General features: G+C 68.1%; 25 protein-coding genes. 16 read left to right on the plus strand and 9 right to left on the minus strand.

All coding sequences use genetic code 11. From position 1 onward, the window contains the following. Positions 1–67 precede the first annotated feature (67 nt). Positions 68–1,183: an NAD(P)H-dependent flavin oxidoreductase gene (locus A6I89_RS08885; protein WP_022594111.1), complete on the minus strand. Its 1,116-nt coding sequence runs from the start codon at positions 1,181–1,183 to the stop codon at positions 68–70. After that, the gene (locus A6I89_RS08890) at positions 1,183–2,832 is read right to left on the minus strand and encodes an acyl-CoA synthetase (RefSeq protein WP_022594109.1); all 1,650 of its coding nucleotides are present in this window, start codon (positions 2,830–2,832) and stop codon (positions 1,183–1,185) included. The genes A6I89_RS08885 and A6I89_RS08890 overlap by 1 nt, the downstream gene beginning before the upstream one ends. A 79-nt stretch (positions 2,833–2,911) precedes the next feature. Between A6I89_RS08890 and A6I89_RS08895 the strand changes: the two genes are divergently transcribed. The 4 genes from A6I89_RS08895 (at position 2,912) to A6I89_RS08910 (ending at position 6,562) form a co-directional block, all read left to right on the plus strand. Continuing rightward, the gene (locus A6I89_RS08895) at positions 2,912–3,733 is read left to right on the plus strand and encodes a crotonase/enoyl-CoA hydratase family protein (RefSeq protein ID WP_022594107.1); all 822 of its coding nucleotides are present in this window, start codon (positions 2,912–2,914) and stop codon (positions 3,731–3,733) included. 137 nt (positions 3,734–3,870) lie between these two features. After that, positions 3,871–4,491, plus strand: coding sequence for a TetR/AcrR family transcriptional regulator (locus A6I89_RS08900; RefSeq protein WP_005515533.1), 621 nt, complete (start codon positions 3,871–3,873; stop codon positions 4,489–4,491). An 87-nt stretch (positions 4,492–4,578) separates the two neighbouring features. Further along, positions 4,579–5,772, plus strand: a complete 1,194-nt coding sequence (locus tag A6I89_RS08905) for an acetyl-CoA C-acyltransferase (protein ID WP_060934517.1) — start codon at positions 4,579–4,581, stop codon at positions 5,770–5,772. Positions 5,773–5,800: 28 nt separating this feature from the next. Next, positions 5,801–6,562, plus strand: a complete 762-nt coding sequence (locus A6I89_RS08910; RefSeq protein ID WP_005515537.1) for a 3-hydroxyacyl-CoA dehydrogenase — start codon at positions 5,801–5,803, stop codon at positions 6,560–6,562. A 75-nt stretch (positions 6,563–6,637) separates the two neighbouring features. Here the strand turns inward: A6I89_RS08910 and A6I89_RS08915 are convergent, their stop codons facing one another. Beyond that, positions 6,638–7,678, minus strand: a complete 1,041-nt coding sequence (locus tag A6I89_RS08915) for an LLM class F420-dependent oxidoreductase (RefSeq protein ID WP_022594097.1) — start codon at positions 7,676–7,678, stop codon at positions 6,638–6,640. 73 nt (positions 7,679–7,751) lie between these two features. Between A6I89_RS08915 and A6I89_RS08920 the strand changes: the two genes are divergently transcribed. The 5 genes from A6I89_RS08920 to A6I89_RS08940 are packed head-to-tail and all read left to right on the plus strand — an operon-like array spanning position 7,752 to position 12,289. Beyond that, the gene (locus A6I89_RS08920; protein WP_080668357.1) at positions 7,752–8,729 is read left to right on the plus strand and encodes a Zn-ribbon domain-containing OB-fold protein; all 978 of its coding nucleotides are present in this window, start codon (positions 7,752–7,754) and stop codon (positions 8,727–8,729) included. A 13-nt stretch (positions 8,730–8,742) separates the two neighbouring features. Then, the gene (locus tag A6I89_RS08925) at positions 8,743–9,807 is read left to right on the plus strand and encodes a thiolase domain-containing protein (protein WP_013414873.1); all 1,065 of its coding nucleotides are present in this window, start codon (positions 8,743–8,745) and stop codon (positions 9,805–9,807) included. 1 nt (position 9,808) lies between these two features. Then, the gene (locus tag A6I89_RS08930; protein WP_005515543.1) at positions 9,809–10,984 is read left to right on the plus strand and encodes a thiolase domain-containing protein; all 1,176 of its coding nucleotides are present in this window, start codon (positions 9,809–9,811) and stop codon (positions 10,982–10,984) included. A gap of 12 nt (positions 10,985–10,996) precedes the next feature. Continuing rightward, the gene (locus A6I89_RS08935; RefSeq protein ID WP_013414872.1) at positions 10,997–11,860 is read left to right on the plus strand and encodes a TIGR03619 family F420-dependent LLM class oxidoreductase; all 864 of its coding nucleotides are present in this window, start codon (positions 10,997–10,999) and stop codon (positions 11,858–11,860) included. Between the two features lie 9 nt (positions 11,861–11,869). Then, positions 11,870–12,289, plus strand: a complete 420-nt coding sequence (locus A6I89_RS08940; RefSeq protein ID WP_022594090.1) for a nuclear transport factor 2 family protein — start codon at positions 11,870–11,872, stop codon at positions 12,287–12,289. A gap of 179 nt (positions 12,290–12,468) precedes the next feature. On the opposite strand, the gene A6I89_RS08945 is transcribed toward A6I89_RS08940, so the two are convergent. Beyond that, positions 12,469–13,722 carry a cytochrome P450 gene (locus tag A6I89_RS08945; protein WP_005515546.1) on the minus strand — a complete coding sequence of 418 codons (1,254 nt, stop codon included), beginning with the start codon at positions 13,720–13,722 and terminating at the stop codon, positions 12,469–12,471. 175 nt (positions 13,723–13,897) lie between these two features. Between A6I89_RS08945 and A6I89_RS08950 the strand changes: the two genes are divergently transcribed. The 3 genes from A6I89_RS08950 (at position 13,898) to A6I89_RS08960 (ending at position 16,321) form a co-directional block, all read left to right on the plus strand. Continuing rightward, entirely contained in the window at positions 13,898–15,061 is a 1,164-nt protein-coding gene (locus A6I89_RS08950) for a steroid 3-ketoacyl-CoA thiolase (protein WP_005515547.1), read from the plus strand. 16 nt (positions 15,062–15,077) lie between these two features. Continuing rightward, entirely contained in the window at positions 15,078–15,548 is a 471-nt protein-coding gene (locus A6I89_RS08955; RefSeq protein ID WP_013414870.1) for a nitroreductase family deazaflavin-dependent oxidoreductase, read from the plus strand. Between the two features lie 101 nt (positions 15,549–15,649). Then, positions 15,650–16,321, plus strand: coding sequence for a GNAT family N-acetyltransferase (locus A6I89_RS08960; RefSeq protein WP_022594088.1), 672 nt, complete (start codon positions 15,650–15,652; stop codon positions 16,319–16,321). 68 nt (positions 16,322–16,389) lie between these two features. Here the strand turns inward: A6I89_RS08960 and A6I89_RS08965 are convergent, their stop codons facing one another. Further along, positions 16,390–17,304, minus strand: a complete 915-nt coding sequence (locus A6I89_RS08965; protein ID WP_005515556.1) for an SDR family oxidoreductase — start codon at positions 17,302–17,304, stop codon at positions 16,390–16,392. A gap of 9 nt (positions 17,305–17,313) precedes the next feature. Beyond that, positions 17,314–18,078, minus strand: coding sequence for an SDR family oxidoreductase (locus tag A6I89_RS08970; protein WP_022594085.1), 765 nt, complete (start codon positions 18,076–18,078; stop codon positions 17,314–17,316). Between the two features lie 97 nt (positions 18,079–18,175). On the opposite strand from A6I89_RS08970, the gene echA20 reads away from it, so the two are divergent. From echA20 to A6I89_RS08990, 4 genes are read left to right on the plus strand one after another with little or no spacing between them, the layout of a single operon-like run. Beyond that, positions 18,176–18,961 (plus strand): (7aS)-7a-methyl-1,5-dioxo-2,3,5,6,7,7a-hexahydro-1H-indene-carboxyl-CoA hydrolase, encoded by a 786-nt coding sequence (gene echA20, locus A6I89_RS08975; protein ID WP_005515559.1) that lies wholly within the window; start codon positions 18,176–18,178, stop codon positions 18,959–18,961. Beyond that, complete coding sequence (locus A6I89_RS08980) at positions 18,961–19,851, plus strand: CoA transferase subunit A (protein WP_005515561.1); 891 nt, start codon at positions 18,961–18,963, stop codon at positions 19,849–19,851. The genes echA20 and A6I89_RS08980 overlap by 1 nt, the downstream gene beginning before the upstream one ends. Beyond that, positions 19,848–20,597 (plus strand): CoA-transferase subunit beta, encoded by a 750-nt coding sequence (locus A6I89_RS08985; protein ID WP_005515563.1) that lies wholly within the window; start codon positions 19,848–19,850, stop codon positions 20,595–20,597. Before A6I89_RS08980 ends, A6I89_RS08985 begins: the two co-directional genes overlap by 4 nt. Further along, complete coding sequence (locus tag A6I89_RS08990; RefSeq protein ID WP_005515564.1) at positions 20,594–21,658, plus strand: NAD(P)H-dependent flavin oxidoreductase; 1,065 nt, start codon at positions 20,594–20,596, stop codon at positions 21,656–21,658. Before A6I89_RS08985 ends, A6I89_RS08990 begins: the two co-directional genes overlap by 4 nt. A 71-nt stretch (positions 21,659–21,729) precedes the next feature. Here A6I89_RS08990 and A6I89_RS08995 read toward each other — a convergent pair whose 3' ends face one another. The 3 genes from A6I89_RS08995 to A6I89_RS09005 are packed head-to-tail and all read right to left on the minus strand — an operon-like array spanning position 21,730 to position 24,516. Then, on the minus strand, positions 21,730–22,509 hold the full coding sequence (locus tag A6I89_RS08995; protein ID WP_005515565.1) for a hypothetical protein: 780 nt from the start codon (positions 22,507–22,509) through the stop codon (positions 21,730–21,732). Beyond that, positions 22,506–23,282: a DUF8176 domain-containing protein gene (locus A6I89_RS09000; protein WP_022594082.1), complete on the minus strand. Its 777-nt coding sequence runs from the start codon at positions 23,280–23,282 to the stop codon at positions 22,506–22,508. The genes A6I89_RS08995 and A6I89_RS09000 overlap by 4 nt, the downstream gene beginning before the upstream one ends. A gap of 55 nt (positions 23,283–23,337) precedes the next feature. After that, positions 23,338–24,516, minus strand: coding sequence for a hypothetical protein (locus A6I89_RS09005; RefSeq protein WP_022594080.1), 1,179 nt, complete (start codon positions 24,514–24,516; stop codon positions 23,338–23,340). Positions 24,517–24,585 lie beyond the last annotated feature (69 nt).

A 24,585-nucleotide genomic window follows, 5' to 3' on the forward strand; every position in this document is an offset into this window, starting at 1 on the left:
GATCTCCCGGCACGACGACCGCGCCCCCGGAACATGGTTCCGGGGGCGCTGTCGCGTCGGGCTCTGGTCAGCTCTTCAGTCCGTCGAGGCGTGAGACCGTCGCGTCGAACCCGGCGACGAGTTCGGCCATGATCTCGGCGACCGGGCGGATCTCGTTCATCCGGCCCACGATCTGGCCGACCGGCATCGCGACCACCTCGGGATCGTCTCCCGCCGAGATGCGCTGGTGCGCTTCGCTGACGAGGATGTTCTGCAGCGGCATCGGCAGCGGGTCGGGTGCGTCGGGCTTGGCCCAGGCGTCGGTCCACTTGGTCTTGAGCAGTCGGGCCGGTTTGCCCGAGTAGATCCGGGAGCGAACGGTGTCGGCCGACGTCGCGCCGAGCAGGGCGCGCTGGATCGACGACGGTCCGTCGGCCGCACTGCCGAGTTTGTACTCGCTCGTCGTGAGCCAGTACGACCCCATCCACACCCCGGACGCGCCGAGGGCGAGGGCCGCCGCGACCTGGCGTCCGCTGCCGATGCCGCCGGCTGCGAGCACGCCCGCGGAATCACCGATCGCGTCGACGATCTCGGGAACCAGCACCATGGAAGCGATCTCACCGGTGTGCCCGCCGGCCTCGTAGCCCTGCGCGATCACGATGTCGACACCGTTCTCGACGTGGCTGCGCGCGTGATCCACCGCGCCGGCGAGCGCGGCCACCGGCACACCCTTCTCGTGCGCGAGATCGATGACGTCCTTCGGGGGCGAGCCGAGGGCATTGGCGATCAACGCGATTCGATGGTTCAGCGCGACGTCGACGTGCGAACGTGCCACCGAGTGCAGCCAACCGAGGACGCCGGTAGCGTGCTCGACGTCGTCGGACAGCGGCGGGACACCCAGTTCGTCCAGCGTGCGGTCGACGAACGCGCGATGCTCGGCGGGAATGAGCTTGTCGAGATCGACGGCGGCGCCCTCGGTGGGCACCTTGGCAGGCATCACGATGTCGACGCCGTACGGCTTGCCGTCGGTGTTCTCGTCCATCCAGGTGAGGGTGGCCTCGAGTTCGTCCGGATCGTTGAACCGCACGCACCCGAGGACACCGAGCCCGCCGGCGCGGCTGATCGCCGCCGCGACGTGCTCGGACGGCGTGAAGCCGAAGATCGGGTACTGGATGCCGAACTTCTCAGCGAGATCGGTGTGCATCAGGCGTCCTTGCCGTTGGTGTAGTGGTCGTCGGCCTCGCGCGACTGGGTCTGCGCGGTGGCCCACTTGTAGTCCGGCTTGCCGGCGGGCGAGCGCTTGATCTCGTCGACGAGCCACAGGCTGCGCGGAACCTTGTACCCGGCGATCTCCTTGCGGGCCGCGTCGACGATGTCGGCCAGGCTGGGCCGGGTGCCCGGACGCGGCGCCACGACCGCGGCGACACGGTTGCCCCAGCGCTCGTCGGGCACGCCGACGACGAGGACGTCGAAGACGTCGGGATGCGACTTGACCGCACCCTCGACCTCTTCGGGGTAGATCTTCTCGCCGCCGCTGTTGATCGAGACCGAGCCGCGGCCGAGCATCGTGACGGTGCCGTCCTCCTCGACCGTCGCATAGTCGCCGGGGATCGAGTAGCGAACTCCGTTGAGCGTCTTAAAGGTTGCCTTGGTCTTCTCCTCGTCCTTGTAGTAGCCGAGCGGGATGTGTCCGCTGCGGGCGAGAAGGCCCACCTGGCCGGAGCCCGGGGTGACGGGATTGCCCTCGTCGTCGATGACGACGGTGGCGGCGTCGATCTTCACGCGCGGACCGCCGGTGTGCTCGAAGCCCTTGGTGATCGTGGCCAGACCACCGAAGCCGGTCTCGGAGGAGCCGATCGAGTCGGTGAGCAGACGGTTGGGCAGCAGGTCGAGGAACTGTTCCTTGAGCGCCGGCGAGAAGAGGGCCGCGCTGCTCGCGATGACGTAGAGCGACGAAAGGTCGTACGGCTCACCGGTCTCCGGGTTGCCGGCGATCAGCGCGTCGATCATCGGACGCGCCATGGCGTCACCAGTGATGAAGATGAGATTGACCTTGTGGCGGTCGATGACCTGCCACACGGCGTGACCGTCGAATTCGGGGTGCATGACGAGCGTGCCACCGCCGAAGAGACTGTGGAACACCGCGGACTGGGAGCCCCCGTGGATCATCGGCGGAATCGGGAAGCGAACCATCGCCGGATGCGCGGCGCCGAGCTTCGCCAGTTCCCATTCGTCCTCGACGTATTCACCGGTGACGAAGTTGACGCCGCCGCCGAGCACACGCCACCAGTCCTCGTGCCGCCACATGACGCCCTTGGGCATTCCCGTGGTGCCACCGGTGTAGAGGATGAAGATGTCGTCGGGGCTGCGCTCGCCGAAGTTGCGCTCGGGCGAGCCCTGCGACAGTGCCTGCTCGAACTCGACCCCGCCGTACGACGAGTAGTCCAGATCAGTGCCGTCCTCCACGACGATGGCCGTCTTCACGAGCGGGGTGTTCGGCAGGACGCCCGCGACCTTGTCGCTGTAGCGGCGCTCATGGATGAGCGCGACCATGTCCGAGTTTTCGAAGATGTACTGTAACTCGTTCTCGACGTACCGGTAGTTGACGTTGACCATGATCGCGCGCGCCTTGAAGATGGCGACCATCGACACGATCGCCTCGATCGTGTTCCGGCTGTAGATACCCACCTTGTCGCCGGGCCCGACACCGTGATCCCGCAGGTAGTTGGCCAGACGGTTGGCCTTCTCCTCCAGCTGCGCGAAGGTGAGCTCGCGATCGGCGTCCACGAGAGCGAGGCGATCGGGATTGAGATCGATCGAGTGTTCGACAAGGTCTGCGATATTAATGGCCACGTCAACAAAGTAGAACGTGTTACTGTCGCTGACAAGACCCAATTAGAGACTCAGCTCACACACATATCAGGAGTCACCAGTGTCCACCGAAACCGCGGTAAATACAGACGTTTCGGCGAAATCGCCCCACTGCCTGGTCGAGAAGCGCGGCCACGTCCTGATCGTGACGATGAACCGCCCCGAGGCGCGCAACGCCCTCTCGGGCGAGATGATGGAGATCATGGTCGAGGCCTGGGACCGGATCGACTCCGATCCCGACATCCGGGTCGCGATCCTCACCGGCGCCGGCGGCACGTTCTGCGCGGGAATGGATCTCAAGGAGATGAACCGGAACGCTCCGGGCGACAAGTTCACCGGCGGGATGGACGTGACCCGACTTCCGGCACTGTTGAAGGGCCGCCGGCTCACCAAGCCGCTCATCGCAGCCGTAGAAGGCCCCGCCATCGCGGGCGGCACCGAAATCCTGCAGGGCACCGACATCCGCGTCGCCGGCGAGAGCGCCCGATTCGGCGTCTCCGAGGCCCGCCTCGGACTGTTCCCCCTCGGCGGATCCGCGGTCCGCCTGGTCCGTCAGATCCCGTACACCCTCGCCGCGGAGATCCTGCTCACCGGCCGCACCGTGCCGGCCCCCGAAGCCAAGGAGCTGGGCCTCGTCGGGCACATCGTCCCCGACGGCCAGGCTCTCGAGAAGGCGCTCGAGATCGCCGAGCAGATCGCCGCCAACGGCCCCATCGCGGTCCAGGCGATCCTGAAGACGATCCGCGTCACCGAGGGCATGCACGAGGAAGAGGCCTTCGCACTCGAGGCCCAGATCGGCATGGCCGTCTTCAAGAGCGACGACGCCAAGGAGGGTCCGCGCTCGTTCGCCGAGAAGCGGGCCCCCAAGTTCACCGGTAAGTAGCACCACCACTTTCAGCTGAAGGGTCCCTTCATGCGCTGCGAGCGCACGAAGGGACCCTTCAGCCGTTGCGGGGACGGGCGGACGAACCCGCGTATTGTCGACGGGCACTGACCGACGATCGACAGGTGGGACGGCCGATGGGCACTGCCGCAGGTGAGAAGTCCCGGCCGGAATGGCGGCGGCTCGAACCCCTCGAACTGTCGCCGATCCTGTCGGCTGCCCTCGATGCGTTCTACGAGAAGGGTTTCCACGGCGCCTCCGTCCGCGACATCGCGCGCCGCGTCGGTGTCACGGTGCCCGCGCTGTACTACCACTACGACAGCAAGGAAGGCCTGCTGGTCGCGCTCGTCGAACTGGGTACCGGCGACGTCCTCGCCCGCGCCCGGGCCGCCGACGAGGCGGGTGACGGCGACCCCGCCCGTCGCCTGGCGAACGTGGTGACCGCGATCGTCCTGCGGATGACCGACCGGGCCCGCCTGGCCGCGATCGAGGGCGAGGCCCGGTATCTGACCGGCGACAACTACGAGCGGTACCGCACCGTCCGCAAGGGCATCGAGACGATCGTCCTCGACGTCGTGCGCGACGGCGTCGAGTCCGGCGCGTTCGACGTCGACGACCCCGCCGAGACCACGCGCGCCGTCCTGGGCATGTGCCAGGCGATTCCCCGTTGGTACCACGCGGAAGGCGAGCTCGGCCCGGAGGCCGTCGCCGCCAAGTACGCCGCGATCGCAGCGAAGATGGTCGCGCCCGCGCGCTGACCGCGCCAACCGTTGACCTGGCACGTTCTCACGTGGTACCCACTTAGCGAGCGATAAGTAAGCTGGATTCGAGGAAGGGATGGGCCCATGGCCGAGGCAGTCATCGTCGACGCGGTTCGACTCGCGTCCGGAAAGGGCAAGCCCGGTGGCGCCTTGTCCGGAACCCACCCGGTGGAACTGCTCGCGCACGTACTGCGCGCGATCGTCGACCGCAACGGTCTCGATCCCGTCCGGGTCGACGACGTCATCGGCGGCTGCGTACAGCAGGTCGGTGAACAGGCCCTCAACATCTCACGGACCGCCCTGCTGTCGGCGGGTTTCCCCGAGTCGGTGCCGGCCACCACGATCGACCGGCAGTGCGGATCGAGCCAGCAGGCCGCGCACTTCGCCGCGCAGGGCGTGATCGCCGGCGCCTACGACATCGTGATCGCGTGCGGTGTCGAGTCGATGAGCCGGATCCCGATGGGCACCTCCCCGATCGGCCAGGACGCCTCCGGGCCGGGCATCGCCGCCCGCTACCCCGAAGGCCTGGTACACCAAGGCATCTCGGCAGAACTGATCTCCGCGAAGTGGAAGTTGGACCGCGAGAGCCTCGACGCGTACGCCGCGCAGTCCCACCAGCGCGCCGCGGCGGCCGCGGCGAGCGGCGCCTTCGACCGGGAGATCGTGCCGATCGCGGTCACCGACGCCGACGGACGCCGAACCGAACATCGCGTCGACGAGACGGTCCGCGGCTCCACCACCGCCGACGGACTCGCCGGGCTGCGCCCGTCGTTCCGCACCGACGAGTTCGCCGCCCGATTCCCCGACGCGCCCTGGCAGATCACGCCCGGGAACTCCTCACCGCTCACCGACGGCGCGTCGGCGGTGCTCATCATGAGCGAGAAAGCCGCCGCAGAACTCGATCTCGCGCCGCGCGCCCGATTCCACTCGTTCGCGGTACTCGGCGACGATCCACTGATGATGCTCACGGCGCCGATCCCCGCGACACGCAAGGTCCTCGGCCGGGCAGGGCTCGGCATCGACGATCTCGACGCCTACGAGGTGAACGAGGCCTTCGCGCCCGTCCCGCTGGCATGGGCACACGAACTGGGCGCCGATCCCGCCAAGCTCAACCCACTGGGCGGGGCCATCGCACTCGGCCACGCGCTCGGCTCGTCCGGGACACGGCTGCTCACCACGCTCGTCAATCACCTCGAAGCGACCGGCGGACGCTACGGTCTGCAGACCATGTGCGAGGGCGCGGGCATGGCCAACGCCACCATCATCGAACGACTTTGAAACAGAAGCAGATCCGAAAGGAACACGCATGATCGTCAAGGACAGCGTTGCACTCGTGACGGGCGGCGCCTCCGGCCTCGGCCTGGCCACCGTCAAGGCCCTGCACGACCAGGGGGCCAGCGTCGTCATCCTCGACCTGCCGTCGTCGAACGGCGAGGTCGTCGCGAAGGAACTCGGCGACCGCGTTCGCTTCGCGGCGGGCGACGTCACCGACGAGGCCTCGGTGGTCGCGGCGCTGGATCTCGCCGAATCCCTCGGCCCGCTGCGCGTCACGGTCAACTGCGCCGGCATCGGCAACGCCATCAAGACGGTCGGCAAGCAGGGCGCCTTCCCGCTCGCGGAGTTCCAGCGCGTCGTCAACATCAACCTGGTAGGCACGTTCAACGTGCTCCGCCTGGCGGCCGAGCGCATCGCGAAGACCGACCCGATCGAGGGCGAGCGCGGCGTCATCATCAACACCGCGTCCGTCGCGGCGTTCGACGGGCAGATCGGCCAGGCGGCGTACTCCGCGTCCAAGGGCGGCGTCGTGGGCATGACGCTGCCGATCGCCCGCGACCTCGCGTCGATGCTGATCCGCGTCGTCACCATCGCGCCGGGCCTGTTCAAGACCCCGCTGCTCGCCGGACTCCCGGAACCCGCGCAGGAGTCCCTCGGCAAGCAGGTTCCGCACCCGTCGCGCCTGGGTGATCCCGCCGAGTACGGCTCGCTCGCCGCGCACATCGTCTCCAACCCCATGCTCAACGGCGAGGTGATCCGCCTCGACGGCGCGATCCGTATGGCGCCGCGCTGATCTCGGAGCACAACAGCGAACGGCGCGGCCCGTGACGGTGATACGTCACGGGCCGCGCCTTTTCACATGGCCGGATCAGACGGTTCCGACGGCCTCTGCGAGCTCGCGCATGTGTTCGACGTTGCGGCACGTCACCAGCAGCATCGTGACTCCGGCGTCCTCCCACTCCTTGACCTGGGTGCGCACCTCGTCCCGGTTGCCGATGATCATCGTGTCGGTGACCATCTGGTCCGGCACGATCGCCGCCGCCTCGGCCTTGCGGCCGGACAGGAAGAGCTTCTGGATCTCCTTGACCTCGTCGCCGTAACCCATTCGGGTGTACACCTGGGCATGGAAGTTCATCTCGGCCGCACCCATACCGCCGACATAGAGCGCGGTGATGGGCCGAAGCTTGTCGATCTCGGCCTGCCGGTCGTCGGTGACGACCACCTGGCACGTGGCTGCGATCTCGAAATCCTCCCGGCTCCGACGTGCCCCGGCGCGCGCGAATCCCTCGTCGAGCCATTCGTTGTACATCGGCGCCAGCCGCGGGGTGTAGTAGATCGCGAGCCAACCGTCCGCGATCTCCGCCGTCAGCGCAACGTTCTTCGGCCCCTCTGCGCCGAGCCAGATGGGCAGGTCCGCGCGCAGCGGGTGCGTGATCGGCTTGAGCGGCTTGCCCAGACCCATCGAGCCGGAACCGGTGTAGGGCAACGGGTAGTGCGGTCCGTCGCCCCGCACCGCAGCCTCGCGTGCGAGGACCTGGCGCACGATCGAAACGTACTCACGGGTGCGGGCGAGCGGCTTCTGGAACGGCTGTCCGTACCAGCCCTCGACGACCTGCGGGCCCGACACACCCAGACCGAGGATCGCCCGGCCGCCGGAGAGGTGGTCGAGGGTGAGGGCGTGCATCGCACAGTTCGTCGGGGTACGGGCCGACATCTGAGCCACCGAGGTGCCCAAGCGGATCCGGTCGGTACTCGACCCCCACCACGCGAGCGGGGTGAAGGCGTCGTTACCCCACGACTCGGCGGAGAAGACCGCGTCGAATCCGGAGGCGTCGGCCTCGTTCACCAGTTCCTGCGCGTTGGCCGGCGGCTGCGCACCCCAGTACCCGAGTTGTAACCCCAACTTCATCGAGCGCCTCCGTGTTTTCCCAGAACGAATGTGTCCCTTGCCACATTAATAAGAACCTGTTCTACTCGATTCCGTGACCCCTGGAAAGAGCGGAGTGGCCGAGCAGCCACTGAGAGCACCACTTAATCTGAAATTCGACTACACCCGATCGGTGGGGCCGACCATCGGAGCGTTCGTGACGGCTCTTCGTGACCGAAAGGTCATCGGCGCCCGCGGTTCCGACGGCCGCGTCCACGTGCCGCCACCGGAATTCGACCCGGCCACGCACGAGCCGATGACCGACTTCGTCGACGTCTCCGACACCGGAACGGTCGTCAGCTGGTCGTGGATGCCCGAGCCCATCGAGGGCCAGCCGCTGAGCCACCCGTTCGCCTGGGCGCTGGTGAAGCTCGACGGCGCGGACACCTCGATCCTGCACGCCGTGGACGCCGGCTCCCCCGAGGCGATGAGCACCGGGATGCGGGTGCGGGTGCGGTGGGCCGACGAGCGCACCGGCCGGATCCAGGACATCGCGTGCTTCGAGCCCGGTGAGAGCGATACCGATTCCACCGCAACCGTTTCCACCGGAGATCCGGTGACCGACATCGTCACCCCGATCGACCTGCACTACACGCACACCGCGTCGTTCGAGGAGACCTACTACCTGCGCGGCCTGATGGAGGGCAAGATCATCGGCGGCCGCACCGACGCGAACGGCAAGGTCTACGTGCCGCCGCGCGGAGCCAACCCCACCGACGGCATGCCCACCAAGGAGCAGGTCGAGGTGTCCGACAAGGGCACCATCACGACCTTCTGCATCGTCAACGTCCCGTTCCTCGGCCAGCAGATCAAGCCTCCCTACGTCGCGGCCTACGTGCTGCTCGACGGCGCGGACATCCCGTTCCTGCACCTGATCCTCGACGTCGACGCGGCCGAGGTCCGGATGGGCATGCGCGTGGAAGCCGTGTGGCGGCCCAAGGAGGAGTGGGAGTACTCGCTCCGCAACGTCTCCCATTTCCGTCCGAGCGGTGAGCCCGACGCGGACTACGACAGCTACAAGCACCATCTCTAGGAGCCTCGAGAACATGACAGACATTGCAGTCGTCGGCTTCGCACAGGCCCCCCATGTGCGCGAGACCACCGGCACCACCAACGGTGTCGAGATGCTGGTCCCCTGTTTCCAGGAGCTGTACTCCGACCTCGGAATCACCAAGTCCGACATCGGTTTCTGGTGCTCCGGATCGTCCGACTACCTGGCCGGACGCTCCTTCTCGTTCATCTCCGCGATCGACTCGATCGGCGCCGTGCCGCCGATCAACGAGTCGCACGTCGAGATGGATGCCGCCTGGGCGCTGTACGAGGCCTGGGTCAAGCTCATGACCGGCGAGGTGGACACCGCGCTGGTGTACGGCTTCGGCAAGTCCTCGGCCGGCAACCTTCGTCAGATCCTGGCGATGCAGATGGATCCGTACCTCGTCTCACCGCTGTGGCCGGATTCGGTGTCGGTTGCGGGCCTGCAGGCCCGACTCGGCCTCGAGTCCGGAAAGTGGACCGCGGAGGAGATGGCGGCGATCGCCCAGCGCAGCCGCGCTGCCGCGAAGTCCAACCCCGACGCTCAGATCTCCGGTGACGTCGACATCGAGACGCTGCTGGCCTCCGAGTACGTCGCGGATCCCCTGCGGGCCCACGACTGCGCGCCGATCACCGACGGCGCGGCCGCGATCATTCTGGCCCGCGGCGACCGTGCCCGCGAGCTGTGCGAGCGACCGGCGTGGATCACCGGCATCGAGCACCGGATCGACTCGCCCAACATCGGCTCGCGCGATCTGACGACGTCGCCGTCGACGGCGTCGGCTGCTCGTGCCGCGACGGGCGGCGACGTGTCGAACATCGACGTCGCCGAGTTGCACGCACCGTTCACGCATCAGGAGATCATCCTGCGCGAGGCGATCGGCCTGACCGACACCACCACGATCAATCCGTCGGGTGGACCCCTCACCGGTAACCCGATGTTCTCCGGCGGACTCGAGCGGATCGGCTACGCGGCCCGCTCGATCATGAGCGGCGACGCGCAGCGCGTCCTCGCCCACGCCACCAGTGGCCCTGTGCTGCAGCAGAACCTGGTCGCCGTCATGGAAGGACGCAACTGATATGGCCAAGCAACTCGCCGCCGTCCTCGGCACCGGCCAGACGTACTACGTCGCCAAGCGTCACGACGTCACGATGGCCGGCCTGGTCCGCGAGGCGATCGACCGCGCGATGGCCGACGCCCAGGTGGGCTGGGACGACATCGACGCCATCGTCATCGGCAAGGCCCCCGACCTGTTCGAGGGCTCGATGATGCCGGAGCTCGCGATGTCGGATGCGTTGGGCGCGCAGGGCAAGCCCCTGTTGCGTGTGCACACCGCCGGCTCGGTCGGCGCGTCGACCGGCAACGTCGCGACCAGCCTGGTGCAGGCCGGTGTCCACAAGCGCGTTCTCGCCGTGTCGTGGGAGAAGCAGTCCGAGTCGAACGCGATGTGGGCGCTGTCCACCCCGGTGCCGTTCACGATGCCGGTCGGCGCGGGCGCGGGCGGCTTCTTCGCCCCGCACGTGCGCTCGTACATCCGCCGGTCGGGCGCCCCCGACCACATCGGCGCGATGGTTGCCGTCAAGGACCGCCGCAACGGCGCCCTCAACCCGTACGCACACCTCAAGCAGCCCGACATCACGGTCGAGTCGGTGCAGGCGTCCCAGATGCTCTGGGACCCCATCCGTTACGACGAGACGTGCCCGTCGTCGGACGGCGCCTGCGCGATCGTCATCGGCAACGAAGCCGCCGCGGAGGAGGTCGTCGCGGGTGGCCGCAAGGTGGCGTGGATCCACGCCACGTCGATGCGCACCGAGCCACTGTCGTACGCCGGCCGCAACGTCGCCAATCCGCAGGCCGGCCGGGACGCGTCGGCCGCGCTGTGGAAGGCCGCGGGCATCACCGACCCACTCACCGAGATCGACGAGGCGGAGATCTACGTGCCGTTCTCGTGGTTCGAGCCGATGTGGCTCGAGAACCTCGGGTTCGTGCCCGAGGGCGAGGGCTGGAAGTTCACCGAGGCCGGCGAGACCGCCCTCGGCGGACGCCTTCCGGTCAACGCCTCGGGCGGTGTGCTCTCGTCCAACCCGATCGGCGCGTCCGGCATGATCCGCTACGCCGAGTCCGCGATGCAGGTCATGGAACGCGCGGGCGACCACCAGGTCGACAGTGTCCGTAAGGCTTTCGGCCACGCCTACGGTGGCGGCTCGCAGTACTTCGCGATGTGGGTGGTCGGCGCCGACCGTCCGACCAACTAGAGAGGTTTCCCCATGAAGTTCACAGTCGGCATCGCGATGAGCCCGCTGGACCAGTTGACCGCCCTGGCACAGACCGCAGAGGAAGTTGGTTTCGCGAACATCGCGCTGCCCGACTCCCTGTTCTTCATGGAGACGGCCGCCGCGGACTACCCGTACACCCCCGACGGCTCGCGCATGTGGAATGCCGAGACACCGTGGGTGGACCCGTTGATCGCGGCGGCCGCGATGGGCGCTGTCACGAGCACCATCGGCTTCTACACCAACGTCCTCAAGCTCGGCTCCCGCAACCCCCTGCTGCTGGCGCGGCAGGTGGGTTCGGTGGCGAACCTCACCGGCAACCGCTTCGGGTTCGGCGTCGGAATCGGCTGGGCACCGGAGGAGTTCGAGTGGTGCGGCGCTCCCTACAAGAAACGCGGCGCTCGCGTCGACGAGATGATCGAGATCATCAAGCTCGTCCTCGACGGCGGCATGGTCGAGTACCACGGCGAGTTCTTCGACTTCGACCGCCTGCAGATGAGCCCGGCACCGAGCAAGCCGGTGCCGTTCTACGTCGGTGGCCACACCGAGGTCGCGCTCAAGCGCGCGGCCCGGATCGGCGACGGTTGGACGTCGGCGATGATGAAGTTCGACGACCTGGTCGCCACGATGGCCCGCCTCGACGAACTCCGCGCCGAATACGGCCGCGCAGAACTGCCTTTCGAGATCCAGGCGGTGTGCATCGACCGGTTCGGCAAGGACGGCTACGCCGAGATGGCCGAGGCCGGAATCACGGACAGCATCGTCGTCCCGTGGATCTTCGACGGCCTCGGATTCGACGCCCCGCTCGAGGCCAAGCAGGATTCGCTGCGCAAGTTCGCCGATCAGTACATCCACTAGGAGCACGGTATGACGACAACCGGAACCGAGCATCCTGCGCGCATCGCCGCGAAGGCGTCACAGTCCGCCGCGAGTGGAAAGCGCAAGGAGGAGTGGCTCGATCTGTTCGCCGAAGACGGCTGGGTCGAGGACCCCGTCGGCCCCTCGGGCTTCGATCCCGAGGGCAAGGGCCACCACGGCCGGGAGGCCATCTCGAAGTTCTACGACATGACGATCGCGAACACCGACTCGCTCGAGTTCATCGTGAACGACTCGCTGGTGTGCGGCAACGAGAACGTCAACATCGGCACGATCCGAACAGTCGTCGCCGGCAACCAGATCGATGCCGAAGGCGTTTTCGTCTACCGCGTCGACGAGGAAGGCAAACTGCAGTCGTTGCGGGCTTTCTGGGAGGTCGAGCGGGCGATGAAGACGCTCAAGAAACTCTGAGCTATACCGCACGGCGAGAGTGGGGCGGTCACCGATTTCGGTGACCGCCCCACTCTCGTTGTCCCACTCCCCTGTTCACGGCACCGTCACGCCCCGAATTCGTCCCCACACAGAGCGGTGGCGCCGACGAGGGATGAGGGAACTCGCCGGCGCCACCGCGCCTGTGGTGTGCGTCGAAGCTAGTGCTTGACCGGGCAACCGCCGGTCTTGTAGTCCACCTGGTACTCCTTGATGCCGTTGAGCCAGCCGGAGCGCAGGCGGCGGGTGTCCCCGGCCTCGGTGATGTCCGGCAGGAAGTCCGCGATCGCGTTGAAGATCAGCTCGATCTCCATGCGGGCGAGGTTGGCACCCAGGCAGTAGTGCGCACCGGTGCCGCCGAACGACAGATGCGGGTTCGGATCGCGCGTGATGTCGAACTTGTGCGGATCGTCGAACACTTCCTCGTCGAAGTTGGCCGAGACATAGCTCATCACCACGCGCTGGCCCTTCTTGATCGCGACGCCGCCGATCTCGGTGTCCTGCAGCGCCGTGCGCTGGAACGACGCGACCGGGGTGGCCCAGCGGATGACCTCGTCGGCCATCGTCTTCGGACGCTCCTTCTTGAACAGCTCCCACTGCTCGGGGTTGTCCATGAAGGCCTTCATGCCGTGCGTCGTGGCGTTGCGAGTGGTCTCGTTGCCGGCGACCGCGAGCACGATGACGAAGAAGCCGAACTCCTCGGCGCTGAGCTCGTCGCCGTCGACGTCCGCCTCGATGAGCGTGGTCACGAGGTCGTTGGCCGGGTTCTTCTTGCGCTCCTCGGCCATCTGGTACGCGTAGCCGAGGATCTCCATCGACGCGGCAGCCGGATCGATGTCCGCGAACTCCGGGTCGTCGTACGAGGTCATCTGGTTGGACCACTCGAAGACCTTGCCGCGATCCTCCTGCGGCACACCGATCAGTTCGGCGATGGCCTGCAGCGGCAGCTCCGCGGCGACCTGGGTGACGAAGTCGCCGCTGCCTTCCTCGGCGGCAGCCTTCACGATGGCCTCGGCGCGCGACTTCAGCTCTGCCTTGAGCCCGTTGATCGCACGGGGCGTGAAGCCGCGGGCGACAAGCTTGCGCAGCTTGGTGTGCTCCGGCGCGTCCTTGTTGAGGAGCACGAAGCGCTGCAGCTCGATCTGCGCACGCTCCATGTCGTCGTTGAAGCGCGGGATAGCGGTGTTCTCCCAGGTGGAGAACACGTCGCTGCGCTGCGAGACATCACGGATGTCCTCGTGTCGGGTGACGAGCCAGTAGCCGCCGTCGTTGAAACCACCGACGCCGTCGGGCTGCTCGACCCAGTACACCGGCTGAGTCTTCCGAACCTCGGCGAGCTCTGCGACCGGGATCCGGTGTGCGTAGATGTCAGGGTCCGTAAAGTCGAACCCTGCGGGAATGTTGGGCTGCGCCACTGCTGTCTCCTGCCCTCGCGGTCAGGTCCGCGAAGTGATGTGGAACACGTTCTACATGCATTGAATCACAGAGCGTCGATCAGGGAAAGACTAGGCAAATATCAACCCACCGGGTCCTTGCCCGACGGGGAGAACTTGTTCTACTTTTCGAAGTAGAGAGTGAAAGGAGCCCGCCGTGGGCACACCAGTAATCGTCGAGGCAGTTCGCACCCCGATCGGAAAGCGCGGTGGCTGGCTGTCCGGTCTGCACGCGGCCGAGATCCTCGGAGCCGCACAGAAGGGCATCGTAGACCGCGCGGGCATCGATCCGACGCTGGTCGAGCAGGTCATCGGCGGGTGTGTCACCCAGGCCGGCGCGCAGTCCAACAACGTCACCCGCACGGCCTGGCTCGCGGCCGGCCTCCCGTGGCAGGTCGGCGCGACCACCATCGATTGCCAGTGCGGTTCCGCACAGCAGGCCAACCACCTCATCGCCGGTCTCATCGCGACCGGTGCGATCGACGTCGGCATCGCGTGCGGTGTCGAGGCCATGAGCCAGGTGCCGCTGGGCGCCAACGTCGGTACCGCGGCGGGTCCGCGTCGTCCGGCGTCGTGGGACATCGACATGCCCGACCAGTTCAACGCCGCCGAGCGAATCGCCAAGCGCCGCGGCCTCACCCGCGAGGACCTCGAGGTGCTCGGCGTGCAGTCGCAGGCCCGCGCCAAGCAGGCGTGGGAGGAGGGTCGCTTCGATCGCGAGATCGTCCCCGTCACCGCCCCGGTGATCGGTGAGGACAAGCAGCCCACGTCGGAGATGAACGTCGTCAGCCGCGACCAGGGCCTGCGCGACACCACCGCCGAGTCCCTCGCCAAGCTCAAGCCCGTCCTCGAGGGCGGCACCCATACGGCCGGAACGTCGTCGCAGATCTCCGACGGCGCCGCCGCCGTCATGCTCATGGACGAGGACCGCGCCCGCGCGCTCGGCCTGAAGCCGCGCGCCCGCATCGTCAGCCAGGCACTGGTCGGCGCCGAGCCCGAGTACCACCTCGACGGCCCGGTCCAGGCCACGTCCCGCGTCCTCGAGAAGGCCGGCATGAAGATCGGCGACCTGGACCTGTTCGAGGTCAACGAGGCATTCGCATCGGTGGCGCTGTCGTGGGCGCAGGTTCACGGTCCCGACATGGACAAGGTCAACGTCAACGGCGGCGCTCTCGCGCTCGGACATCCCGTGGGCAGCACCGGTTCCCGCCTGATCACCACCGCCCTGCACGAGCTCGAGCGTCGCGACGCGTCGACCGCGCTCATCACGATGTGTGCGGGTGGCGCGCTGGCCACCGGCACCATCATCGAGCGGATCTGATCGGAGCCTCTGACCGATGACCACGCAGCGCCCGTCGGGGCTCGATTCCAAGTACACGGTCGACATCATCAAGTGGATGTCGAAGACCAACGTCAAGCTGTATCGGGCCACCGGCGGGCGTCTGGGTGGCAAGTGGCGTGTGGGCAGCGCCTTCCCGTGGGGGATCCCGGTCTGCCTGCTCACCACCACCGGCCGCAAGAGCGGTCAGCCCCGGGTCAGCCCGCTGCTGTTCCTCGAGGACGGCGACCGGGTGATCCTGGTGGCCTCGCAGGGCGGGCTGCCCAAGAATCCGATGTGGTACCTCAACATTCGCGCCAACCCCGAGGTGACGATTCAGATCAAGTCGCGGATCCGGACGATGCGGGCACGGGTGGCCACCGACGAGGAGCGTGCCGAACTGTGGCCCCGGTTGGTGGACATGTACGCCGACTTCGACAACTACCAGTCGTGGACCGATCGGCAGATTCCCGTGGTGATCTGCGAATAACTTTCGCCCCTCCCCTGCGCGAGGTCGAACGGGAATAATGGGGGCCGACGCCCGGCACATCGGCGCCGGGCACACCGGTTCTCGAGGAGGAATGTCGCGATATGACAGTGAAGAACCACGACCAGGTGATCGACCGACGCGAGATCGCCTCAGCCCTGCTGAAGGCGCTCGACCGTCGTCACGAGGTCTTGGACGCCATCGTCGAGAGCAACGATCGTGCGGCCGCAGTCGCGGCGGTACGCGACCTGCTCGACACGTCCGACTTCTGCGCCGAGGCCGTGCTGGGTCTGCGATTCGACCGCCTCACGGTCAAGGAGCGCGACCGCATCCGCACCGAACTCGAGGATCTCGACGCGACGCTGCAATGGCTGCCCGAGCAGCGTCCGTACAGCACGGGGGCGGGAGTTCGACTGCGCCCGTTCAGTGATTCCGACGACGACGCGGCACTGTTCCGCAAGCGTTCCACCGAGCAGTTCGACGAGTCCGGAAAGCCATGGGACGACGAGCGTGTCGAGCGGGAGCGCCGGCACGGCCTGAAGCGCATCGACGACGAGTCCGCGGCGTGGTTCGTCGCCGAGTGCACGACCGGCGACGCCCCGAACGGCGTCGGCCTGATCTTCGGCGAACTCACCGGCAACGAGGTGGACGTCGCGATCTGGGTGGCCCCCGAGTCGCGCAAGCAGGGCTACGGCACCGCCGCGCTCAAGCAGGCACGCAGCGAACTGGCCGCGTACTTCCCGGGCACCGTGCTGATCGTCCGCACGCCGGCCTAGGCGCTTCGCACCCGTGCGCCTTTTCGGTAGCCGGAGCTACCAAAAAGGCGCACGGGTGGCGGAGCCGCCTACGCGCCGTAGACCGGGGTGGGAACCTCGGCCTTGGCCAGCAGGTCGGCGACGACCGGGCCCAGCTCCTTGGGATCCCAACGGTCACCCTTGTCCTGGGTGGGGCCGTGGCGCCAGCCCTCGGCGACCGTGATCTTGCCGCCCTCGACCTCGAAGACGCGTCCGGTGACGTCCTTCGACTCCGCGGAGCCCAGCCACACGACCAGCGGCGAGATGTTCTCCGGCGCCATCGCGTCGAAGCCCTCCTCCGGAGCGGCCATCGCCTCGGCCATCGCGCCACCGGCACCGACGGTCATCCGGGTGCGGGCCGCGGGGGCGATGGCGTTGACGGAGACGCCGTAGTTCTTCAGCTCGGCGGCGGCCTGGATGGTCATCTCGGCGATGCCCGCCTTGGCCGCGGCGTAGTTGCCCTGGCCGATGGAACCCTGCAGGCCCGCGCCCGAGCTGGTGTTGATGATGCGGGCGTCCACCGGACGTCCGGCCTTGGACTCGGCACGCCAGTACGCGGCGGCGTGGCGCAGCGGGGCGAAGTGCCCCTTGAGGTGCACGCGGATGACCGCGTCCCACTCTTCCTCGCTCATGCCGACCAGCATGCGGTCACGCAGGAAGCCCGCGTTGTTGACCAGGACGTCGAGGCGGCCGAAATTGTCCAACGCGGTCTGGATCAGGTTCTGGGCACCCTCCCACGACGCGACGTCGTCACCGTTGGTGACGGCCTCGCCGCCGGCTGCCTTGATCTCCGCGACGACCTGCTCCGCGGGGGTCTCGCCGGTGTTGGAGCCGTCGCCGCCGACACCGATGTCGTTGACGACGACCTTGGCGCCCTCGGCCGCGAAGGCCAGCGCGTGGGCGCGACCGATTCCACGGCCGGCGCCGGTGATGATGACGACTCGGCCGTCAAGCAAACCGCTCACTTGTTCTCCTTAAGTAGTAGCCGCGGCCAGGAAGGCCGGGCGCTCGCCGCCGCCGTGGACGGTAAGGGTCGAACCGCTGACGTAGGCCGCCAACGGTGATGCCAGGAATGTCGCACAGTTGCCGATGTCCTCGGGACGGGCCATCCGACCCAGCGGGACGGTGGCGCCGACGGCGTCGATACCGGCCTCGTCGCCGTAGTGCAGGTGACTCAGCTCGGTCTGGACCAGTCCGACGACGATCGAGTTGACCCGCACCTTGGGCGCCCACTCCACGGACAGGCTCGCCGCGAGGGAGTCGATGCCGGCTTTGGCCGCGCCGTACGCGGCGGTGCCCGGCGACGGCCGACTACCGCTGACGGAGGAGATCATCACGATCGATCCACCGTCCTCCTGCTTCTGCATGACCGCGTTCGCGATCTGCGAGATCAGCAGGGGCGCGAGCAGGTTCAGCTCGACGATCTTGGAATGGAACTTCGGGCCGGCGTCAGCCGCCATCGCGAAGGGCGCACCGCCGGCGTTGTTGACGACGGTATCGAGGCGGCCGTACTTCGCGACGATTCGGTCGATCATCGATTGCACGTGCTCGGCGTCGCGGACGTCGCACGCGATGAAGTCGACACCGCGGCCGTCGACCTCGATGGCCTCGTCGGCCGGACGACGGGCACACGTCACGACCGTGGCGCCCGCACGCAGGAAGGACCGGCTGATTCCGGCACCGATTCCGCGCACCCCGCCGGTCACCAGTACGACCTTGCCTTCGAGACCGAGATCCACCTTGTTCCTCCCTGAAGCGGCACGGGTCTTTCGTACCCGTCTGTGATAACTTACCAAGCAATCGCTTGGTTCGGTCAATAGACGTAAGGAACATGCCATGGGCATCACTTCGACCTCGGACGGTGCCGGGATCACCACGGTCACCGTCGACTACCCGCCGGTGAACGCCATCCCCTCGAAGGGCTGGTTCGAGTTGGCGGACGCCATCCTGGCGGCGGGCAAGGATCCGGAGACCCGTGTGGTGATCCTGCGTGCCGAGGGACGCGGCTTCAATGCCGGCGTCGACATCAAGGAAATGCAGGCCACCGAGGGCCACGGCGCCCTCATCGACGCCAACCGCGGCTGCGCGGCGGCGTTCTCCGCGGTCTACGACTGCGAGGTCCCCGTCGTGGTCGCCGTCAACGGCTTCTGCGTCGGCGGCGGAATCGGCCTGGTCGGCAACGCGGACGTCATCGTCGCGTCCGACGACGCCATCTTCGGTCTGCCCGAGGTGGACCGCGGCGCCCTCGGTGCGGCCACCCACCTGGCGCGCCTGGTGCCGCAGCACATGATGCGCACGCTGTACTACACGGCCAAGAACGTCGACGCCCAGACGCTCAAGCACTTCGGTTCCGTCTACGACGTGGTTCCGCGCGCCGAGCTCGACGCCTGCGCGCTGAAGATCGCCGGCGAGATCGCCGCCAAGGACACCCGCGTCATCCGCCGCGCCAAGGAAGCCATCAACCGCATCGACGTGATGGACGTCCACACCAGCTACCGGATCGAGCAGGGCTTCACGTTCGAGCTCAACCTCGCCGGCGTCGCCGACGAGCACCGCGACGAGTTCGTCGCCACCGGCAAGCCGAAGTCGAACACCACCGCACCCAAGGGAGACAGCAAGTAATGGCTGAGAAGCGCGACAAGCGCCGCTCACTGGATGAGGCAGTCGCCGGTATCCAGAGCGGGATGACCATCGGCATCGGCGGCTGGGGCTCGCGGCGCAAGCCGATGGCCCTCGTCCGCGCACTGCTGCGCAGCGACGTCAAGGACCTGACCGTCGTCGGGTACCTCGGCCCGGACCTCGGCCTGCTGATCTCCGCCGGCAAGGTCAAGCGCGCCTACTACGGCTTCGTGTCCCTGGACTCGGCGCCGTTCTACGACCCGTGGTTCGCGCAGGCCCGTGTCGCCGGGACCATCGAGTCCCGCGAGATGGACGAGGGCATGGTGAAGGCCGGCCTGCAGGCTGCCGCCGCGCGCCTGCCGTTCATGCCGATCCGCGCCGGCCTCGGTTCGGACGCGCAGACCGTCTGGGGCGACGAGCTCAAGACCGTCGCGTCGCCGTACCCGGACGCCGACGGCCGCACCGAGACCCTCATCGCGATGCCCGCGCTGAAGCTCGACGCAGCCCTGGTCCACCTGGACCTCGCCGACGAGCGCGGTAACGCCGCCTACACCGGTGTCGACCCGTACTTCGACGACCTGTTCTGCCTCGCGGCCGAGCAGCGCATCCTCAGCGCCGACAAGATCGTCTCGACCGAGGAACTCGTCAAGTCCGTCCCGAATCAGGCTCTCATCCTGAACCGGTCGATGGTCGACACCGTCACCGAGGCTCCGAACGGCGCCCACTTCACCTTCGCCGGCAGCTACAAGCGCGACGAGAAGTTCCAGCGCCACTACGCCGAGTCCGCCAAGACCCCCGAGGCCTGGCAGGCCTTCGCCGACACCTACCTGTCCGGCAGCGAGGACGACTACCAGGCCGCCGTGCGCAAGTTCGCAGAGGAGCAGAAGTCATGACCGAGGTAACCCGCGCGGAGTACTGCGCCGTCGCTTGCGCCGAGCTGTTCGCCGACGCCGGCGAGATCTTCGCCTCCCCCATGGCGACGCTGCCGCTGATCGGCGCGCGCCTGGCCAAGCTCACCACCGAGCCCGACCTGATCATCACCGACGGTGAGGCCCTGATCCTGGCCGAGGCTCCGGCCATCGGCGCCAGCGCGCCGATCGAGGGCTACATCCCCTTCTCCAAGGTGTTCGACGTGGTCGCCTCCGGCCGTCGCCACGTGGTGATGGGCGCGAACCAGATCGACAAGTACGGCAACCAGAACCTCTCGGCGTTCGGTCCGCTGGACAAGCCGACCCGCCAGATGTTCGGCCTGCGCGGCGCTCCGGGCAACACCATCAACCACGCCACCAGCTACTGGGTCGGCAAGCATTCCTCGCGGGTGTTCGCCGAGAAGGTCGATGTGGTGTGCGGCGTCGGCTACGACAAGGTCGATCCGGAGAACCCGGCTTTCCGCTTCCTGAAGAACCACCGCGTGGTCACCAACCTGGGCGTCTTCGACTTCCAGGGCCCCGGTCAGACGATGCGCGCAGTCACCCTGCACCCCGGCGTCACGGCCGAGGACGTCAAGGCGAACACCTCCTTCGAGATCGCCGACCTGGACTCGGCGGGCGTCACCCGTGAGCCCACCGCCGAAGAGCTGCGCCTGATCCGCGAGGTCATCGACCCGAAGAGCCTGCGTGACCGTGAGGTCTCGGCGTGACCGCCGTCCTGAAGACGCCGTTCACCGAACTCGTCGGTGTCGAGCATCCGATCGTGCAGACGGGCATGGGCTGGGTCTCCGGCCCGCGCCTGACCGCGGCCACCGCCAACGCGGGCGGCCTCGGCATCCTCGCCTCGGCGACGATGACGTACGAAGAGCTCGAGGCTGCGATCAAGAAGACCAAGCAGCTCACGAGCAAGCCGTTCGGCGTCAACATGCGCGCCGACGCGTCGGACGCCTCCAAGCGCTGCGACCTGCTGATCCGTGAAGGCGTCAAGGTCGCCTCGTTCGCGCTGGCCCCCAAGAAGGACCTGATCGCCAAGCTCAAGGACAACGGGATCGTCGTCATCCCGTCGATCGGTGCCGCCAAGCACGCCGTCAAGGTGGCCTCGTGGGGCGCCGACGCGGTGGTCGTGCAGGGCGGTGAGGGCGGCGGCCACACCGGTGGTGTCGCCACGACGCTGCTGCTGCCGTCCGTGCTCGACGCGGTCGACATCCCGGTCGTCGCCGGCGGCGGGTTCTTCGACGGTCGTGGCCTGGCCGCGGCGCTGTCGTACGGTGCCGCGGGCGTCGCGATGGGCACCCGCTTCCTGCTCACCCGCGACTCGGCGGTGCCGGACTCGGTCAAGCAGGAGTACCTCAAGCGCAGTCTGACCGACACCACGGTGTCCGTGAAGGTCGACGGCATGCCGCACCGAGTCCTCAACACCGAGCTGGTGAATGCGCTCGAGAAGTCGAGCTACGCAAAGGGACTCGTCGCCGCCACCAAGAACGCGATGAAGTTCAAGGCGATGACGGGCATGAAGTGGTCCACCCTCGCCAAGGACGGGCTCGCCATGAAGAAGTCCGGCGACCGCACGTGGCAGCAGATCATCATGGCCGCCAATACCCCGATGCTGCTCAAGGCCGGTCTGGTCGAGGGCAACACGGAGGCCGGCGTGCTCGCGTCCGGTCAGGTGGTCGGCATGATCGACGACCTGCCCAGCTGCCAGGAACTGATCGACCGCATCATGGCCGACGCCGTGAAGCGGATCGATGCACTTGGAGACCTCAAGGCCTGACCGGCTTCCCGGTTCTCCGCTGAAGGGACCCTGCATGCGCCACCAGCGCATGCCGGGTCCCTTCTTCCGTTTCAGGCCAGTTCGCTGCTCGACTCCCCCGAATCGGACCGGCCGAGCCGGCTCGACAGCGCACCGAGGACGTCGAGGGCGTCGGTCCAGGCGTCGAGGGTGGCCGACGCCAGCCGGCGGTGGTCGAGCACACCGGGCTGCGCCAGGGCCGCGTCGAACGGCACCTCGACGAGCCCGGCGACCCGAGGCGCGAGCGCCGAGCGGATCGGCGCCAGATCCACGGGAGCGTCCGGCATCTGGTGCGAGACGACGACGATGGTGCGTCCCAGCACCTCGGCGCCGTAGGTGGACATCACCCAGGTGAGCGCGTCGCGCATCCGGCTGAGCGGCTCGGCGCGGGCGGATGCGACCACCACCAGCGCGGCACCGGACCGCAGCAGCGGCGCCAGTCGCGGTGAACGCAGCGCGGTCCCGACGTCGTGGATGCGGGCGCTGTGCCGGGCCGCGAGGAGCTCGTCGACGATGGCCGCATCGCTCGGCTGGCCGCCGCCGTTGCCGACCACGACCACGCCGGCCGACGTCAGTGCCATGTGCGCCTGGAACTGGCGGATCGAGCGCGCCGCGTCGACGGCCCCGATACCGGTGCGGGAGAGCAGGTTGCCACCGTCGCTGGTGGCGTCGACCGCGGAGACCTCCTTGCCGGTGCCCAGCCGCAGGGCCGTGGCGAGCCCGAACGCCGTGGTGGTGGCCGCGGCACCACCGGAACCGGCGACGACCACGGCCGACACCTGTTCGGGTTCGGCCACTTTCGGGACCCGGCGCAGCGACACCACGTTGTTCATCGCAGATCCTCCACCGTCGCGATCTTGAAGCCGTCGGGTGACGCGGCAACGGTGATGCGCTGGCGGATCGTGCCGTCCGTGCCGTCCGGCATCCGCAACGCGAGGTCCACCATGTAGGCGTTCGGATCCGCGGTGGACGCGATGGTCACGCAGTGCTCGGTACCGACCTGGACGTCGTCGATCCACTTCTGGATCTCCGGCACCGGGTTCGGGGTGAGCATCAGCGACGCGACCCGGCCGCCGTCCCTTTGGGCGTAGTACGCGTGGTCGAACGCGCGGATCACGCCGGGCCCGTTGTCGACGGTGCCCGGGCCGCGGCCGACGCTCCGGCCGTCGCTCACCTCTTCGGCGCACCAACCCGCCCCGGTCACCGATGCGCCGGGAGCGGCGCCCTGTGCCGTCGCCGATGCTGCCGCCGCCGGCACGGCCGACCCGGCGGTCTCGCGGTCGCCGCCCGTCAGAACGACCGCGGTCACGGCCGCGACCGCCAGCACCGAGACCGCAGCGGAGGCGACGACGAGGGGCCGGCGCGCCGCACGCGCCGGCTGTTCGGGCTCGGGTTCGACATGCGGGTCGGCCAGCCAGGCGGGTCGGTGCTCGAAGTCGGGCGTCAACTCCTGTGGCGCCGACTCCTCCGGGGTCGGAGCTACCGAGACCGCATCTGCCGCCGGGATCGGAACCGACGGCGCCACAGCGCTTTCGGCAGGCTCCGATTCGTAGTGCTCGGTCACGTCCGGGAACAGTGCGGGTCCGTTCCGGTTGTCGGTCGCCATTTCTCCTCCGCGATGGTGCGCGGGTGGGGCGGGATCGTTCCCGCCCCACCGGTGGTCATGCCTGGACGCCGGCCCCGACGGCCTCACCGATCATGTTCGCGGCGACACCGAGAGACGATTCCTGCACGAACGCGGTGAGTCCGGCGTCGATCTGCCCCAGCAGCTGCGCACCGCCGGGCTGTGCTGCCACGAAATCACGTGCTTGACGGTCGATCTCCGGTGCAGCGGCCACGCCATTCCGCACCGCCGACGCGGCAGCTCCGCCGACCGGGTTGGTCTCCCACTGAGCGAGGGTGTCCTGCGTCTGTGTGGTGACCGCGGGCTGGTCGACGTCGTTGAAGAACCTGCGGACATCATCGGGAAGCTCCTGCGGTTCGCCGAGGTCCCCCGCGCCGATGGTGGTACCCGCAACGGCACCCATTACCGCACCGGGCACGGCGCCGATCGCCCCGCCTACGACAGCCCCGATCGCCGTTCCGATCGTACTGTTGGTGACGAAGATGACCTGCCCCCCAGGAATGATCAGGTCTTGACCGCCCCAGATCGACGCACCGATTGCGCCACCGATTGCCCCGCCGGCCAGAGCGCCGCCGGCCCCCGCTCCGATCGCACCCGCCGCACCCATACCCAGCTGCGCCGCCGCGAGCCGATTTGCGCGGGTGGTCTCGACGCCCAGCGAACGCCAGAACGTCGACACCTCGGCCTCGATGACGGCGGAGGTGTTGTTGGTACGCGCGAGGTCGCCGTCGGTGATCCAGTTGGGCTGCGCCACATGGTAAGTGCCCAGGCGCAGGGTCTCGCGCGGCGCGATGATGGGCGCGGTGGGCTCGACGTACGTGGGCAGGTGCAGTTCCTCGACCCGGAGCGGAGCGACGTAGTAGTCGTCGGGCGCGTTGTAGGTGTTGGTGTCGTAGTCGTAGTTGTCGAGCGGCTGGTACTCGACGTTCTCATAATGCGCGGGCGGCGCGACCCAGTACACGGGTTCGGGCTGCGCCGGCGGCGTCGTCACGCCACCCTGTGTGGTGGGTGTGGAGGTGACGCCGCCCTGGGTCCGGGGCGCATCGGTACCGCCACCCTGCGCCGGCGGTGCCGTCGTCACCCCACCCTGCGGGGGCAGTTGGTTCGGCGCCGCGGACGCCGCGCCCGACGCTGCCACGACCACTGCGGCCGCGGCGGACGGGACCAGCGCCATCCGTGCGATCGTGCCGACCCGGCTCTTGCGGTGCTTGCCCATCGAAGGATCCCCCTTGGTGATTCGAGACTGAGACGTCGCGTTGTTTCAGTGCCGCAGCGGCCGCTGGTC

Origin of the sequence: Prescottella equi (genome assembly GCF_002094305.1) — a bacterium.
GTDB classification, from domain to species: domain Bacteria; phylum Actinomycetota; class Actinomycetes; order Mycobacteriales; family Mycobacteriaceae; genus Prescottella; species Prescottella equi.